Source organism: Chitinophaga sp., from assembly GCF_035538455.1.
Lineage (GTDB): Bacteria > Bacteroidota > Bacteroidia > Chitinophagales > Chitinophagaceae > Chitinophaga.
In genome coordinates this window covers 34,894-51,416 of record NZ_DATLKJ010000082.1, presented here as the reverse complement: position 1 = coordinate 51,416, position 16,523 = coordinate 34,894, and the positions used below count along the sequence as shown (strand labels likewise).

Sequence of the window (16,523 nt, the reverse complement as noted above, 5' to 3'; positions counted from 1 at the left end):
TTCATGATTTAGGAACTAGTAATTGTCACGGATGATAGTAATATAGCCTTTCCATACTTTGGAAGAACCGCTCACGGTAAGCGTGTAGTAGTAGGTTCCTTCCGCCAGCGGATGCCCGTTGAGGGTACCGTCCCATTCGTTGTTATAGTTACGGCGCTGATATATCAACCGGCCGCTCCGGTCAAATATCCTCACTTCGTTATCAGGATAGCTGTCGATATTGCGGATCACCCACTTGTCGTTTCTGCCGTCGCCATTAGGTGTGAGCAGGTTGGTTGCATCTACTTTAAAGTCCTCCATTACGGTGATGGTCACTTTCGCAACGGCAGTACAGCCGGCTGCATTCAGGCCTGTTACCTGGTAAGGGGTGTTGACCATTGGCCTTACTTTCAGTACCGGCTGCTGACGGTCGCCGATGATACCGGCGGCAGCATCCCAGGTATAAGAGGAAGCGCCTTCTGCTGTCAGGGTGACGATATCGCCTTTGGAAATGTTCAGGCCCTTATCGCTGCTGATTGTGATCACTGGCAGACTGTTGATGGTCAGGTAGAAGGTGCGGCTGAAGGTATCTTTACCGCCATTGTCAGTACCGCCGTTATCTTTAATGGTAACGGTTATTGCTGCAACACCGCTGGTGACACCGGATTTCAGCTGATAGCGCAAGGTACCGGCAGCTGCATCTACGGTGAGTACATCAAAGTATGGCTGATCGGCTTTTACGCTGAGCGTATAAGTCTGATTCGTTTCTACCGGTGATGCACCAGTGAGGCGTATCGTTTGCGCCGTTGTGGTAGCACAGAGATATGCGTCTGTGACCGGATCAAGTACTGGTTGCTTGTTAACGAAGAACACATTGATTCTGACAGTAACCGGAATGGCAACAGTAGTGTTGAGGCCATCACTGGTTGTTACCGTAAGCGTCACTGAAGTACCCGCAAGTCCTTTAAGTACGGTGCTGTTCTTCACGGTGATATTACCAGCAGCGTCCAGGGCGAGCGCTCCGTTTGAGTCGTCGCTTACCAGTGCCCAGTTCTGTATTGTACCATACACATCGGTGGCTGTAATTTTTCCAACAAGCGTACCCACTGTAGCGTTGTCGAACACATCGAATGACTGTCCGGCGGTGATTACAGGCGGCGTCGCATCATATGTAAGACTGATTGTGTTGGAGGCCGTGTTACTGTTGCCCGCGTTGTTTACTGCTACTCCGGCTGGCAGCTGAACGGTTACAGTACCGTCTGCACCTGGGGTGATCAATGCCGTGTAAGTGATATTGTCCGTTGTCTGGAGATTAGTTGCGGCGCCATTGTTTACACTGATGGCGGCGGCGTTCAGGCCGGTTACCGCTTCGCTGCACGTCAACGTAATGCCGAACGGCGTATTAATGCGGTTTGCAGCGCCAGTAGTGATTGAAACGGATGGACGTTTTGTATTGATGATGATGCCATTGGTTGACGGCACACCATTCAGGGTCAGTACAGCATTATTGCCAGCAGCGTCTTTGATGGCGCCTCCGTTCAGTTGTAATGCAGTACCCAGGGTGATACCATCAGCGTCGTTGTCGCCGTTCTGCACGGTGTAACTGAAATGGAGTGTAGCCGTTCCCGTGCCGCTGGCGTATACTGCCTGCACGGTGCTGCTGCCTATTGTTACAGGCAATGATGGCGTACCGGTAACATTCACCGGTTCGCTGAACTGTACGGTGAAGTCGAGCTGCGCGCCAGCCTTATAAGCCCCATTGGATGGAACTCCCACGTTGGTCACAACCGGAGCAGTATGGTCGTATGTGAGCGTAAGGGTATTGGAAGCTGTGTTACCAGTAGCGGCGGTGTTCTGTGTTACGTTAGCCGGCAGGCTCACTGCCACCGTGCCATCGGCTGCTGGTGTAACCTGTATGGTGTAGGTGATGTTATCTGTTGTAGTAAGACCGGATGCCGTACCGTTTGTGATGTTGAAGCCGGCCACAGTAAGACCTGTTACCTTCTCTGTAAACACAGCAGTTACGGTGAACGGCTGGTTCAGCGGAGATGCTGCGCTGGTAGATAATGTTACCCCAGGCGTAGCTGTATTCACGAATACACCGGTAGTAGCTGCTACATTGTTCAGCGTTGCCACTGTATTATTGCCGGCCGCATCACGGATGCTGCCACCGTTTAATGCCAGTGCGCTGCCCACTGCAATGCCGTCGAGGTCCATATCTCCGGCCTGGATGGCGTAACGGAATACCAGTGCGTTGCTACCGCTACCAGAAACGTAAGACGCCTGGACATTGCTGCTGCCGATGGTCAATGGGACAGCTGGCGTACCTGTTACTGTTACTGCTTCGGAGAAGTGAACAGTGAAGTTAAGTACCTGACCGCCTTTATAATAACCGTTGGCAGGAACATCTACGGAGGTGGTTACCGGCGCAGTAAGATCAGCAGTGATGCTGAGGATATTGGATGCCAGGTTGTTGTTGCCACCGATGTTCACCGCTGCCGCAGCAGGTACCTGTATGGTTACTGTTCCATCTGCCGAAGGTGTAGCAGTTACGGTATATGTAATGTTATCGGATGTCTGGAGACTGGCGACGGTTCCATTGGCGAGGTTAATATCTCCCAATGTAAATCCTGTTACCGCTTCGCTGAAGGTGACCTTCACGGCGAATGCCCCGTTCACAGGTGACACCGCTGTGGTGCTTACTACCACAGTAGGCTGCAAAGTATTCACATTCACGCCGCTGGTATTGCCAACGTTGTTCAGCGTAAGTACGGCATTGTTACCGGCAGCATCCCTGATAGTTCCGCCATTCAGCGCCAGCGCACTACCCGGTGTGATGCCGTCCATATCCATGTCACCGTTCTGCACTGCGTAGCTGAATGTGAGATCTGTGCCACCGCTGCCACCGGTATAAGCAGCTTGTACTACGCTGCTGCCGATCGTTACAGGCAGTGATGGTGTTCCTGTTACCGTTACTGCTTCACTGTATTTTACTGTAAAGGTCAGGGTCTGACCCACACTATAGTAGCCATTAGCAGGAACGTCTACACGTACTACGGATGGCGCCGTGTGGTCATATGCCACGGTAAGTATATTGGAAGCTGTATTGACGGTACCAGCAGTATTCTGTGCACTACCGGCAGGCAAGGTGATGTTGACATTACCATCTGCCGAAGGCGTTACAGTAAAGGTATAAGTGATGTTATCCGTAGTGAGGAGCGCGGAAACTGTTGCGTTGGCAGCGTTGATACCTCCTGCTGACAATCCGGCTACTTTTTCACTGAACACGGCTGTCACCGTAAAGGCGTGATTCAGCGGAGAAACAGCGGTGGTCGTCAATACCACTGAAGGTGTTGCGGTATTGATGATTATGCCGCTTGTAGATGGCGCTCCATTCAGTGTCAGTACTGCGTTGTTACCGGCAGCATCTTTGATGGCGCCTCCGTTCAGCTGCAATGCGGCACCCAGGCTGATGCCATCGGCATCGTTATCGCCATTCTGCACGGTGTAACGGAAATGGAGTGTAGCCGTTCCCGTACCACTGGTATAAACTGCCTGTACGATGCTGCTGCCTATTATTATTGGCAACGATGGCGCACCGGTTACATTCACCGCTTCACTAAACTGAACGGTGAAGTCGAGCTGTGTACCTGCTTTGTAGCCTCCATTGGATGGCACTCCCACACTGTTTACTACAGGAGCAGTATGGTCGTATGTGAGCGTCAGGGTATTGGAGACGGTGTTGTCTGTACCCGCATTATTCCGGGCACTACCAGCAGGCAGGCCTACGGTTACGGTACCATCGGCTGATGGGGTAACCAGTATAGTATAAGTGATGTTATCTGTTGTTGCGAGATTGGATGCCGTACAGTTTGTGATGTTGAAGCTGCCTGCTGTAAGACCCGTTACCAGCTCTGAGAACACGGCTGTTACCGTGAACGGCTGGTTCAGCGGAGACGCTGCGCTGGTAGTCAATGTTACATTAGGCGTAGCGGTATTCACGAAGACACTGGTGGTAGGCGATACATTATTCAACGTTGTTACAGTGTTGTTGCCGGCTGCATCACGGATAGCGCCGCCATTCAATGCCAGTGCATTGCCTACGGCGATACCGTCCAGGTCCATGTCGCCGGGTTGGATGTTGTAGCGGAATACCAGGTTGTTGGCGCCGCTGCCGGAAGCATATGTTGCCTGTACATTGCTGCTACCGATGGTCAATGGTATAGCCGGTGTACCTGTTACCGTTACTGCTTCGGAGAAGGAAACGGTGAAGTTAAGTACATCACCATTTTTATAATAGCCGTTGGCAGGAACAGCCACGGAGGTGGTTACCGGCGCAGTAATATCTGCAGTGATGCTGAGCGTATTGGAAGCCTGGTTGTCGTTTCCTGCGATGTTCACCGCTGCAGCAGCAGGTATCTGTAAGGTCACAGCTCCATCCGCCGAAGGCGTAATGTCTACCGTAAATGTAATATTATCAGCTGTCTGCAAATTAGCGGCGGTGGCATTGGTTGGGGTAATATCACCCAATACAAATCCTGTTACCGCTTCACTGAAGGTGATCTTCACATTGAAGGTACCCGTCACCGGTGAAACCGCAGTAGTAGTTACTGTTACGGTTGGCCGTGCAGTATTCACTTTCACGGCGCTGGTATTAGCGACATTGTTCAGCGTAAGCAGGGCGTTGTTATCCGCATTATCCTTAATGGTTCCGCCGTTCAGTACCAGTGCATTACCCAGTGTGATGCCGTCCATATCCATATCTCCATTCTGTACGGTGTAGCTGAATGTGAGGTCAGTGCTGCCGCTGCCACCGGTGTAAGCGGCTTGTACTACGCTGCTGCCGATGGTTACAGGCAAGGAAGGCGTACCGGTTACCGTTACCGGTTCATTGTATTTCACGGTAAAGCTCAACGCGTCGCCCAATCTATAATAGCCATTAGGCGGAACGCTAACACCCGATACCGCAGGCGCAGTATGGTCATAATCTACGGTAAGGGTATTGGAGGCCGTGTTAGTTGTACCTGCATTATTCTGGGCACTACCTGCCGGCAGGGTGATGTTGACACTACCATCTGCCGAAGGCGTTACTGTAAAGGTATAAGTGATGTTGTCAGCGGTGAGGAGACCGGAAGCAGCTCCATTGGTGACATTGATACTTCCTGCCGTAAGCCCTGTTACTTTTTCACTGAAGACCGCAGTAACCGTAAAGGCGTGGTTCAGCGGGGAAACGGCGGTGGTGCTCAATACTACTGAAGGTGTTGCAGTATTAATAATAACGCCAGCGGTTGACGGCATGCCATTGAGCGTCAGTACTGCATTGTTACCGGCAGCGTCTTTGATGGAGCCTCCGTTCGTTTGCAACGCAGTACCCAGGCTGATGCCATTGGCGTCGTTATCGCCGTTCTGCACGGTGTAACGGAACTGGAGTGTAGCCGTTCCCGTGCCGCCGGTATAGACAGCCTGCACGGTGCTACTGCCTATAGTTACAGGCAACGATGGTGCACCGACTACATTCACCGCTTCGCTAAACTGAACGGTGAAGTCGAGCTGGATGCCTGCTTTATACACCCCGTTGGATGGAACGCCCACACTGCTCACTACAGGAGCCGTATGATCGTATGTCAGTGTGAGCGTGTTAGAGGCTGAGTTGCCGGTAACAGCCAGGTTCTGCGCTGCATTGGCCGGGAGGGTTACGGTTACCGTACCATCAACAGCAGGAGTAACCAGTATCGTATAAGTGATATTATCTGTGGTTGCGAGATTGGAAGCTGTACCGTTTACGATATTGAATCCGGATGCTGTCAGACCTGTTACTATCTCAGAGAATACAGCAGTTACCGTAAACGGCTGGTTTATTGGCGATACTGCGGTGGTGGAAAGGGTAACGCCTGGTGTAGCCGTATTTACGAGCACACCGGTGGTAGGCGCTGCATTGTTGAGTGCTGTAGCCGTATTGTTACCGGCCGCATCACGGATGCTGCCACCATTCAATGTTATTGCGTTGCCCAATACAATGCCATCGAGATCCATATCACCGACCTGAATGTCGTAGCGGAATACCAGTGCATTGCTACCGCTACCGAAAACATAAGATGCCTGGACATTGCTGCTGCCGATAGTTAACGGTAAAAATGGCGTACCGGTTACCGTTACCGCTTCGGAGAAGTGGACGGTAAAGTTGAGTGACTCATTACTATTATGCTGACCATTAGGCGGAACATCTACAGAAACAGTTACCGGAGGTGTAAGATCTGCTGTGATGCTGAGTGTATTGGAAGCCTGGTTATCGTTACCGGCAATGTTCACTGCTACAGCAGCGGGTACCTGTACCGTCATGGTTCCATCGACCAAAGGCGTGACATCTATTGTATATGTAATGTTATCTGCTGTCTGTAAGTTGGCGAGTGTACAATTGCTTACGGTAATATCTCCCTGTGTGAATCCTGTAACAGCTTCGCTGAAAACGATCTTCGCACTAACCGTGTTATTCACCGGTGAAACCGCTGTACTACTTACTGTTACAGTTGGCCGTGCCGTATTCACTTTCACATTGCTGGTATTACCAACGTTGCTCAATGTAAGTGCAGCATCGTTAGTGGCTGCATCGCGGATTGTTCCGCCATTGAGCGCCAGTGCACTACCTAATGTGATGCCGTTCATATCCATATCCCCGTTCTGCACGGTGTAGCTGAATGTGAGATCTGTGCTGCCGCTGCCACCGGTATAGGTAGCTTGTACTGTACTGCTGCCGATTATTACAGGCAGGGATGGTATACCGGTTACTGTTACGGCCTCGTTGTATTTCACAATAAAGTTCATTGTCTGACTGGCTTTGTAATAGCCATCAACAGGAACGTCTACGCGCGATACGGAAGGAGCAGTATGATCGTAATCTATCGTGAGGGTATTGGAAGCTAAATTAACGGAGCCGGCCACATTCTGGACACCACCTGCCAGTACCCGGATGGTGATCGTTCCATCTACAGCCGGCGTTTCTGTAAAGGTATAAGTGATATTATCTGTTGTTGTGAGACCAGAAGCTGTTGCATTGATGGAGATGAGATCTCCGACGGTAAATCCTGTTACGCTTTCACTGAATACGGCTGTCACCGTAAATGCGTGATTCAGCGGAGAAGTAGCGGTGGTGCTTAATACCACGGTAGGTATGGCAGTATGCACCAGTACATTGGTTGTTGGCGCCACGTTATTGAGCGTCAGCAGGGCATCAGTACCACTGGCCGATTTAATTGTACCGGCATTGAGTTGCAGTGCTGCGCCAACCGCAACACCATCAGGGTCTTCCTGTCCTGCCAGTACCGTATAACGGAACAGGAGCGCTGTAGTTCCGCTGCCGGAAACATAGTTTGCCTGCACGACTGTTGCGCCTATGGTCAATGGTAAAGATGGCGTACCCGTTACGGTTACAGGGGCCGGGTAGTTGACGGTAAAGTCGAGGTTCGTACCTGTTCTGTAAGAAGCATTAGCAGGCACATTTACGGAAGTCACTGACAGCGGCGCATCTACCGTCCAGGTGTAAGGTAGCCATCCGGAATAGTTGCCTGCCTGGTCCTTCGCTCTTACTTCCACGGTATGGGAAGCATTGGTAAGGTTGTTAAATGTATATGGACTGGTTACGTTTGTTATAGTTGCTCCTCCGTCCAGCCTGATATCGAATGTAGACGGTTCATTAGCAGTAAAGCCGAAGATACCATTACTGATGGAAGATACAGCGGCGGGCTTGGCTGTATAGGAAGGAATAGGCGCGGTCTGATCCAGTGTGATGGTTTGTTGTATGGTGCCTGTGTTACCGGCCCTGTCGGTGAGGCGCATGTAAACGGTTTTAAGGCCGTCGCCTGCGGTCAGTGTCCAGGGTGAGGTGGGGGCTACCGTAACCGGAGTATTGAAGGTGGTGTTATCATTGGAGAATGACATCTTCAGGGTGGCGTCAGCATCGCTGGCGGTAATGTTGAGGGTAACAGCAGTGTTATTGGTAAACAGTGCTCCGCTGTTGATGTTCAGCGTACCAGTAGGCGCCGTGTGATCTATTGTATATACTTCACCGTTATAGGGGGCATTGGTCAGCGGGTTGATCATGCCGTTACCAGTGACATCCAGGCGCAGGGTACCGTCGCCGGTGCCGGTGTTAACTGTGACCGTATAGAAGGCACCGCTATTCACGACAGCGAATACCGATGCGCCGGTGAGGCCTGTAGTATTAAGGGAGAATGCAGCGGCAGTTGGGTCTGCATCAGGGGTACCACTGAAAGTCACTTTATAATGCAGGGTATTGGACTGCGTGGGATTGGCATCCATGCACGTTACCCCCGTAACAGTCAGTGATGGTGGTGAAATCTGTAACAGGTCACCATCTGATGCGGAAACCGGGGATGCTACATATACCTTCGAACCGTTATCGTCCACCGCTATCCCCCAGGGGTACAACCAAAGCGAGGCGCTTAGCGTATTGTTTATTATCTGCGGAGGCTGTGAAAAATCTTTCACCTTTACGACACGTCCCTGTGTGGTGCCATTGAATACCTCTGTCAGGTATGCGTTATTGGCTGCATCAAAGGTAATACCGGTAAAAAACCTGCCGGTATAGTAATAGGTGGGGGTACCTCCTAATTTTATCACCTGACCACCGCCGGCATGCCCCTGGAAGTCGAGGATATAAATGTTATTGAAATTATCAACTGCAATACCATACGGATAAGAGATATTTGAACTGGGAATGCTAAGGCCGCTGTATACGGTAGTTCCTGCATTTTGTTCAGTTCCGGCCGGGTAGCGCTTTAGTATGTACAAACTGGCGGCAGCGTCCCATTCCATGACTAGCACGTTGTCTGAATTATCGATAGTAATAGCCGTATAATATTTACCCGACTGTACAACATTTGGTGAATAGGAATTACCACCATTATAGGTCAGTTTAATGATCTTTCCGTTGCTATCATTGAGCGCGCCGATCACAAATACATCGCCATGGGAATTGATTGCAATGCCGTTGGGATAAGCATGTGTAGGACTTCCTGCAAATGGAAGTCCCGCATAGATGGTCACTTTGTTAGCCGGGTTGGCGTTGATGTATTTAACTACATCGTATTTGTCTTTGGCCGCGTTAAGACGGATCACATACAGGTTATTGCTTGCGTCGCGGGCCACGCTGGTGTAACGGCCGCCACTTTCAAGTACTGTAGTGGTGTACTGGGCAACTGACCGGAGGCTGAACAACAACATTGTCAGCAACAGCCAGCACCACCTGGAACGCCCGATGATAGGGTTACTCATGAGTTTATTTTAAATGCAGAGGAATGGATTCTGCCACCCGGAAACGGATTCATTGTGTATGTTGTCAAACTGAGCGGCGTTATACAACATTCCTTTGCCCTGATCAAGAATGATTTTTTTGATTTGTTGTCCTGATATTTTTACTTTGATGATGTTGGTTGATGGTAACGCAAAACCAGCCTGGGGATAAAAACTGGCTTCACCGCGGGGTCCTGTAATGGTGCGTTCCCGCAGCAATTGCTTTACGGTGCTCCAATCATCTTTCATGGCCAGTGGCAGCAGTTCCTTCCATATAAGGCCAGCCTCATATCCCATCATTGCATAGATGTTAGCCGGCTGCCTGGCAATATTTTCAAACTGTTTTACGAAGAAGTTGTTCTCTTTTCGTTCATCGTCTCTCATCCACATCACAGAGGAGTACAACTCTATGTCGATATGTTTTACGTCTTCGAGTATATCATCATATACCATCGTTTCATTCACCACCAGTGGAATTTTTTTATGCATCCCGGCAGCAATCCATTGCTGGAGGAAACGGGAGCCCATTGCACCGCAGAAAATAGCATGTACATAAGGCGGCGCTTCTGCATGCAGACGGGCAAACAGATCGCTGAAGTTTACGGAACTTTCTTCACCGGGGTGATGTGGCAGCACGGTGATGTGCAGCGTGTTTCCGCCAGCATCACTGGCGCCTTGCTGGAAGGTATTGTCTAAATGATAACCAGCCTCGTATACCGGCATGATTATATGCCCGCCGTCACCAAAATGCCGGAAAGCCCATGCGCCGAGGGCGTACTGGGACTGCCACAGCTGGAGTGACAAATAGAAAACATGCGGACTCAGGTTGGGGAAATGGGGTACATACTCTCCCATGTCGAAGAAGAAAGCAGTCCCTGGTCTCTTTTCCATCAGCGGGATAATATTGTGTACGGATTTATAGCTGATAAGCCCGGACAGAATATCCACCCGATCGAAGAAGAGCAGTTTTCGTGCAGCCGTTTCCGTTGCATTAGCGCTTCCCATGTGCGTGTACTCTGATACAAACCGGATGGTCTGCTGGCGAGCGGGGTCGAGCCCCATTCCCAGCAGCCATCCTGTTGTAAGATAACTGGCGTAATACGGATAAATGCCAGAGTAGGGCGTCAGTACCCCAACGGTTAAAGATTGTTTCATGCTTTATTCCAGAAATAACCGGATTAGCCTCTTGAGGGAAAAACGCCTTCCATGGCAATAATATAAGAGAGCGCCAGATAAGGGTTCTGGATGCTGAATGGTTGCGTGCCGCCTGTAGGGTTTATTGTCACGGAACCACCTACCACGCCGCTTCCGAGCGTTACTGTATTGTCTTTAGTGCCATAGGCATTTATTACCGTAGCGCCAGGGCCAGAACCGATTGTCGGCAGCTGCGCAGGTACCTGACCATTTGCCGGTACGTTAGTGGTTGCGAGTGCAGACGAAGCGGAAGGGCTTACAGTGAGTTGGGAGATGTCGGCAGTGTGGATGTGGGCAGGCATGTTGTTGATCGTGAGAGTTGTACTGATAGTACCCCCTACTTGTCCAATGTCGTAGTTGCCAATGCCTGGCGCATTTCCCCAGCCGATAGCTGCGCGCCCGCGGAGATCAGGTAATGCGAATGTAGTCTGGCCATTACCGCCGTACGTGGTACCCAGTAATGAAAACAGGGCTGTGTTTTGTGCGATGGAAATGATACTTCCGTAACAGAATGCCCATCCTCTGGGATTAAAGTTACCGCCAAAGAGCAAGATTGTTGCTAATAAAGGATCCATAGTGTAGAGATTAATGAGAGGTCAGTAAATAATTAAAGTGTGTTAAAGTCTGGTAAAATGATTTTGTCTGTACTGTTTGTCATTGCCTTTGCCAGTAGGTTGATGATACTGGCTGTTGCTGATCTGGACACCGCTTTTTCCGCATACTGCGGATGTTTGAGGGTTTGTATGAAATCTTCCAGCGCCAGCGCGTGAGCAGTTATCTGGGGTTGCTGCCAGCGGGGATGATCATACAGTGTAAGTAAAGATACGTCTTTCTGCCAGATTCCGTTCAACTGAACAGAATTAATGGCATTTAACCAGCGGCCTTTACTCCCTGTGATACGGAAGTCTGCAGACAAGGGCCTGTTGTTTCCCGTGCTATGCTGTAACCAAAGTGTCTGACCACTTTGCGCTGTGAGGCAGATCATATTCAATGTATCTTCCTGCAAAACGTGATAATAGTTACCACTTTGGGGATGCCTTTTACAGGCGATGTATTCCTGCGTTACCGGCATCACCTGCATGGAAAGAGCGCTATTGTCCATATCCAGCATCTTCATTGCTGTCATAACCGGATACTGCGGATAAGGGGTTGTCTCTTCTTCGTGTTCCGGGGTCAGATGAAGATAGGACGGGCCGGCGGTGATATGAAGCACTTCGCCCAGCACGCCTGCCTGTGCCATTTGGGAGGCTGCCATCAGCGGGCGCTGATAGTTTTGCTCATCCAGTGTAAAATAACAACGCTTTGTCTTTCTGCTCAAATGAACCAAACGCAGGTGCTCTTCCATTGTAGTGCCCATCACCGCACCGCAGGCGACATGTTTTCCTGCCATCAGTGCGGCTTCCGCCATCCGGTAATGCTCCTTCCAGGGAGCAGCTATTACTACTGCGTCTATATCATCACGCTCCAGTATTTTCGTGTATCCCTTCCAGTTAGCACCTGTCAGTTCCGGTATCCGCTTGCCTGCGGCCCGGCACAGGCGTGCTCCCTGTTGTAATGCCCGACTGCTGTTGTCATAGATAGCTGCTGTTTCAAGATCGTTTCGTCTTAAGGCCAGTGATAAGTAGGATCGTCCCCAATTGCCGCAACCTGCAAATGCCAGCCGGACACGGGACGCATCATAGTTGTAAAGGGATGAAGGTTTTGTTGCGAATGCAGGCAATAGGATAGCCGCACTCCGCAGAAAACGCCTTCTGTCGGATATATGCATCACATGCTGATTTAAACGGGCTATTTGATGGACAAAATCGGGAAGGGATTTCTATAGATTCTGGCTAAAATTATCTCTTACAGGTCGCAAAGATATTTATTCTTTGTAAGAATCAAAATGCACCGGGTAAAATACCCCCCTTTTTCTCGCAGAGAAACAAAGGAAGCAAAGACGCAAAAGAATTTTAAAGTTTTGTATGGCTATTTAATAGTACCCAAAATATGTTCGGTCTTTAAAATAGTTCATTGTTAACTTAAGAATATCCTTTACTTCTTTTCGTTCTTTTGTCCTGAAAACAAAATAGGCCACCTGACCTAATTTATCAAAACAAATTTGTACATTTGGCCTAAAATCATCATCATGAAAGCGATCATAACAGGAGGCGGTATCGGTGGACTTACGACAGCTATTGCCCTCCGGCAGAGAGGTTGGACATATGAAATATTCGAAGCGGCCCCTGAGTATAAGGCGGTAGGCGCCGGCATATTGCTGGGGGCCAATGCCATGAAAGTATATGAACGGCTGGGACTGGCCCGCTACCTGGAAGCGCGCGGCGGGTATCTTAAGCAGTTGTATATAAAAGATTACAAAGGCAATATTTTACAGCAGATAGACAACAACATGCTGGAGCACAGCTATGGCAACCGCAGCCTGCCCATACACCGCGCTACGTTGCAAGCCGCGCTACTGGAGCATTTGCAGCAGCCAGTACAAACCGGAAAGCAATGTATTGCTGTAACAGAAAGTGCGAATGGTATTGTTGCCAGGTTTGAAGATGGCAGCGAAGCGGAGGGTGATATTCTCATTGCAGCAGATGGTATACGGTCTGTTGTGCGCGAGAACTATATAGGCAGCAACGGCTATCGTTATTCGGGGCAGATATGCTGGCGCACGACCGTTACGATGGAGCTGCCGCCGGAGGAACAGGTTACGACGGCAGAAGTATGGGGCCGCGGTAATGGCGTAAGGGCATCATTTATGCATGTTGGCGGCAACCAGGTATATTTCTGGTTTACCAAGAAACTACCGGAAGCAGCGGTCTTCTCCTCCGACGAGGCACTGGCACTTATCCGTCGTGAGCTTTCCGGCTTCAGCGGTTATATGCAACAAGTTGTTGCACGTATTGATCCGGCGCTACTGATCCGGTCAGCGTTGTACGACCTCTCTCCTATCAGTAACTGGCACAAAGGACGCATCGTATTGCTGGGTGATGCTGCGCATGCCACGACTCCCAACCTCGGGCAAGGCGCCAGCCAGGCTATTGAAGATGCATACGTACTGGCTGAATGCCTGTCTCACACCAGCAGTTATCCATCTGCATTCCAGGAATACACATCCAGGCGGTTAGCCCGCACGCATAAAATAGTGCATACATCCTGGCAGCTGGCACAGCTGACTAACTGGAAAGGCAGCTGCGCTGTTGCTTTACGAAACTTCATGGTACGCCGTATGCCAGCCGGGATGACAAAGCGCCAGCTGGAGTTTCTGTATAATGCCGGCTTATAAATTGCTTTTATTAAACATTGCATTTATCATCCGGTCGCTATACAAGTGTAGCCGGTATACATTTATGCAAAACAGGGAAGGCTAACCAACAGACAGCGTTCCCTGTTCTATTTCTGCAGTATTGTCCAGGAAACGTGTACCCCATTCCTCCATTGTGTTAATGACAGGCAACAACGACTTACCTTTATCTGTGAGATAATATTCAATTTTTGGCGGAACAGCTGCATAAACAACCTTATAGATGACACCATGTTGTTCCAGTTCTTTCAGCTGCTGGCTTAATACGCGTCGTGTGGCAGCGGGATTACACCGTTGCAGTTCTCCCGGACGCCTGATACCCCTGGAAATATTATGGATCAGGCAAGGTTTCCATTTGCCACCGATGATCTCCATGATAATAACCATCCCACAGTTCTTTTCTACCGGAATTTTTCTCTCATACATCTTCCACAAATTTGCTGTCAAAGTTACACTATGCTACTTAAATGTACCTATGGGCGAAAATTATCCCATATGGATAAATTAATGCGTACTTGTCCGGTATACGCGTACACGCCAACTTTGCAGCCGGAAAGCCAGTACTGTTGTTGCCGGCATCAACAGACAAAATCGTCTATTATATAAAACATTCAACAAATGAGAAAATCGATATCATGCTTATGCGCCTTTCTGCTGACAACAACCACCTATTTCAATGGATCAGCACAACATGTAGCCAGACAGCAGCCGGCGCAACCCGGTTACTACCGGATGACACTGGGGGATTATGAGATCTCTGCACTTTCTGATGGCACTGTGCCGCTTCCCGTTGATAAATTGCTCACCAATATCAAACCGGGACAACTCGATTCCCTGCTGGCGTACAATTACCAGTCGCTCCCTACGGAGGCTTCAGTTAATGCCTACCTGATCAACACCGGCACACAGCTGATGATGGTAGATGCCGGTACTGCTGAGTTACTGGGGCCAACGCTCGGGCATTTACCGGAGAGCATCCGGTCGGCCGGATATACCCCGGAGCAGATTAAAGTCATTCTTATCACGCATATCCATACAGATCATACGGGTGGGCTAATGGATGGCGACCGTATGGTATTTCCGAATGCCACGGTTTATATCAGCAAACGGGAAGCTGCGTATTGGCTGAGTGACGAAGAGATGAAAAAAGCGCCTGCTGATAAAAAGAAATATTTCCTGGAGGCGAGAATGAAGGTGGCGCCATATGTTAAAGCCGGCAAGGTAAAGTTGTTTGACTATGGCAGCGAGTTGTTTCCGGGTGTCAAACCGGTTGCTACACCGGGGCATACGCCTGGCCATACCTTCTACGCGGTGGAAAGTAAAGGGCAAAAGATCATGTTCTGGGGAGATATTATGCATGTCAGCGCTGTTCAGTTTGCGGACCCCGGCGTGACCATTCAATTCGACGTAGACCCTAAAGCAGCTGCCGCAGCCCGTTTGAAGGCATTTCACGAAGCTGTGCAGGAAGGGTACTGGCTGGCGGTGGATCATATATCCTTTCCCGGTATCGGGCATTTGAGACAGAAAGGGAAAAGCTTTGAATGGATACCTATTAACTACAGCACATCAGGCGCAGGGCAATAGCCGTCAGCAGCAAAAGATGATGAGGGCGGACATAATAGCACTACCTTTGCATTTCATTTATCGTTCGAAAGATGCAGGAAACACTAAGGCAGCATATAGAAAAAATAGTACCGCTGACAGATGAAGAGTTTGCATTTGTCCGTTCCCACTTTATCGTTAAAAAGTTCAGAAAGCGTGCATTCCTTATCCGGAAAGGCGAACGGGTGAAGTATACTTACTTTGTGGTGTCCGGGCTTTTAAAGCTGGTACATGAAGACGAATCAGGAAAGGAGCATATTGTTGCCTTTGCGATGGAAGACTGGTGGGAAAGTGATTTCCTGGCTTTTTTCAGACAGACGAAGGCTGTCATGTCTTTACAATGTATTGAAGATACGGAAGTGCTTTGTCTTTCGCTGGAAGATTATCAGCAGGTATGTGCGGGGCTGCAGAAGATGGAACATTTTTTTCTTCAGAAAGCGAATGCAGGCCATATAGCATCGCAGCAACGGATATTATCTTTTCTTACGTCCAATGCGAAGGAACGATACGAGCAACTGCTTAACCGGTACCCAACCTTATTTCAGCGGGCGCCTAAGACGCTGCTGGCTTCTTACCTGGGGGTATCCCGGGAAACGCTCAGCAGGCTCTGGTCCTCTTCGTGATATTTGTGAGGTTTATCACACTAAAAAAATGCGCGCTGGTTTCATCTTTGCAGTATACAATTTTTAACAACCGCTGTGCCGGCACGGTCTTAAAAACTGACAGATGGAAAAGAGAATCATCAATCCCTGGCAATGGCAGGATGCGCGCAGTTACGTGCAAGCTGTTGAAGTAACGCAAGTGACAGGTACGCTTTATTGCTCAGGCCAGGCGGCCATTGATCCTGATGGACGATCCAGCGATGCAGATATGAAGACACAGCTGATCCAGGCTATGCAAAACCTGGAACAGGTAATCAGCGCTGCCGGGTATGCATGCAAAAACATTGTGCGGCTGAATCTTTATACGACTTCGTCTGCTGAGCTTTTCACACATTTTGATCTTCTGGGGAACTGGGTTGCGAAACATGGTATTCAGCAGGCCCTTACCATGCTGGAAGTGAACGGTCTTTTTGAGACGTTGAAGGTGGAGCTGGAAGCTACCGTAGTGAAGTAATGCCAATGAATAAGTAATGCATATAAACGGA

9 protein-coding genes are annotated in these 16,523 nt (G+C 49.6%); 4 read left to right on the top strand and 5 right to left on the bottom strand.

Annotated elements, in window-relative coordinates:
* Positions 1–15: 15 nt before the first annotated feature.
* From VM802_RS09350 to VM802_RS09335, 4 genes are read right to left on the bottom strand one after another with little or no spacing between them, the layout of a single operon-like run.
* Positions 16–9,270, bottom strand: a complete 9,255-nt coding sequence (locus tag VM802_RS09350; RefSeq protein WP_325529615.1) for an Ig-like domain-containing protein — start codon at positions 9,268–9,270, stop codon at positions 16–18.
* Positions 9,271–9,279: 9 nt separating this feature from the next.
* Entirely contained in the window at positions 9,280–10,443 is a 1,164-nt protein-coding gene (locus VM802_RS09345) for an ABC transporter substrate-binding protein (protein ID WP_325529613.1), read from the bottom strand.
* A gap of 23 nt (positions 10,444–10,466) precedes the next feature.
* The gene (locus VM802_RS09340; protein ID WP_325529611.1) at positions 10,467–11,057 is read right to left on the bottom strand and encodes a phage tail protein; all 591 of its coding nucleotides are present in this window, start codon (positions 11,055–11,057) and stop codon (positions 10,467–10,469) included.
* Between the two features lie 32 nt (positions 11,058–11,089).
* Complete coding sequence (locus VM802_RS09335) at positions 11,090–12,250, bottom strand: Gfo/Idh/MocA family protein (RefSeq protein ID WP_325529608.1); 1,161 nt, start codon at positions 12,248–12,250, stop codon at positions 11,090–11,092.
* Between the two features lie 360 nt (positions 12,251–12,610).
* Between VM802_RS09335 and VM802_RS09330 the strand changes: the two genes are divergently transcribed.
* Positions 12,611–13,756, top strand: a complete 1,146-nt coding sequence (locus VM802_RS09330; protein WP_325529606.1) for an FAD-dependent monooxygenase — start codon at positions 12,611–12,613, stop codon at positions 13,754–13,756.
* An 81-nt stretch (positions 13,757–13,837) separates the two neighbouring features.
* Here VM802_RS09330 and VM802_RS09325 read toward each other — a convergent pair whose 3' ends face one another.
* Positions 13,838–14,200: a winged helix-turn-helix transcriptional regulator gene (locus tag VM802_RS09325; protein ID WP_325529604.1), complete on the bottom strand. Its 363-nt coding sequence runs from the start codon at positions 14,198–14,200 to the stop codon at positions 13,838–13,840.
* Between the two features lie 192 nt (positions 14,201–14,392).
* Here VM802_RS09325 and VM802_RS09320 point away from each other — a divergent pair, with 192 nt between their 5' ends.
* The 3 genes from VM802_RS09320 to VM802_RS09310 all read left to right on the top strand — a co-directional run bounded on the left by VM802_RS09320 (position 14,393) and on the right by VM802_RS09310 (position 16,492).
* Complete coding sequence (locus VM802_RS09320) at positions 14,393–15,358, top strand: MBL fold metallo-hydrolase (RefSeq protein ID WP_325529602.1); 966 nt, start codon at positions 14,393–14,395, stop codon at positions 15,356–15,358.
* Between the two features lie 71 nt (positions 15,359–15,429).
* The gene (locus tag VM802_RS09315) at positions 15,430–15,999 is read left to right on the top strand and encodes a Crp/Fnr family transcriptional regulator (protein ID WP_325529600.1); all 570 of its coding nucleotides are present in this window, start codon (positions 15,430–15,432) and stop codon (positions 15,997–15,999) included.
* Positions 16,000–16,102: 103 nt separating this feature from the next.
* Entirely contained in the window at positions 16,103–16,492 is a 390-nt protein-coding gene (locus VM802_RS09310; RefSeq protein ID WP_325529598.1) for a RidA family protein, read from the top strand.
* Positions 16,493–16,523 lie beyond the last annotated feature (31 nt).

What these genes read in the sequence shown, in the direction of transcription:
- VM802_RS09350 (WP_325529615.1), bottom strand. Translation starts at nt 9,270, where the DNA reads ATGAGTAACCCTATCATCGGGCGTTCCAGGTGGTGCTGGCTGTTGCTG.
- VM802_RS09345 (WP_325529613.1), bottom strand. Translation starts at nt 10,443, where the DNA reads ATGAAACAATCTTTAACCGTTGGGGTACTGACGCCCTACTCTGGCATT.
- VM802_RS09340 (WP_325529611.1), bottom strand. Translation starts at nt 11,057, where the DNA reads ATGGATCCTTTATTAGCAACAATCTTGCTCTTTGGCGGTAACTTTAAT.
- VM802_RS09335 (WP_325529608.1), bottom strand. Translation starts at nt 12,250, where the DNA reads ATGCATATATCCGACAGAAGGCGTTTTCTGCGGAGTGCGGCTATCCTA.
- VM802_RS09330 (WP_325529606.1), top strand. Translation starts at nt 12,611, where the DNA reads ATGAAAGCGATCATAACAGGAGGCGGTATCGGTGGACTTACGACAGCT.
- VM802_RS09325 (WP_325529604.1), bottom strand. Translation starts at nt 14,200, where the DNA reads ATGTATGAGAGAAAAATTCCGGTAGAAAAGAACTGTGGGATGGTTATT.
- VM802_RS09320 (WP_325529602.1), top strand. Translation starts at nt 14,393, where the DNA reads ATGAGAAAATCGATATCATGCTTATGCGCCTTTCTGCTGACAACAACC.
- VM802_RS09315 (WP_325529600.1), top strand. Translation starts at nt 15,430, where the DNA reads ATGCAGGAAACACTAAGGCAGCATATAGAAAAAATAGTACCGCTGACA.
- VM802_RS09310 (WP_325529598.1), top strand. Translation starts at nt 16,103, where the DNA reads ATGGAAAAGAGAATCATCAATCCCTGGCAATGGCAGGATGCGCGCAGT.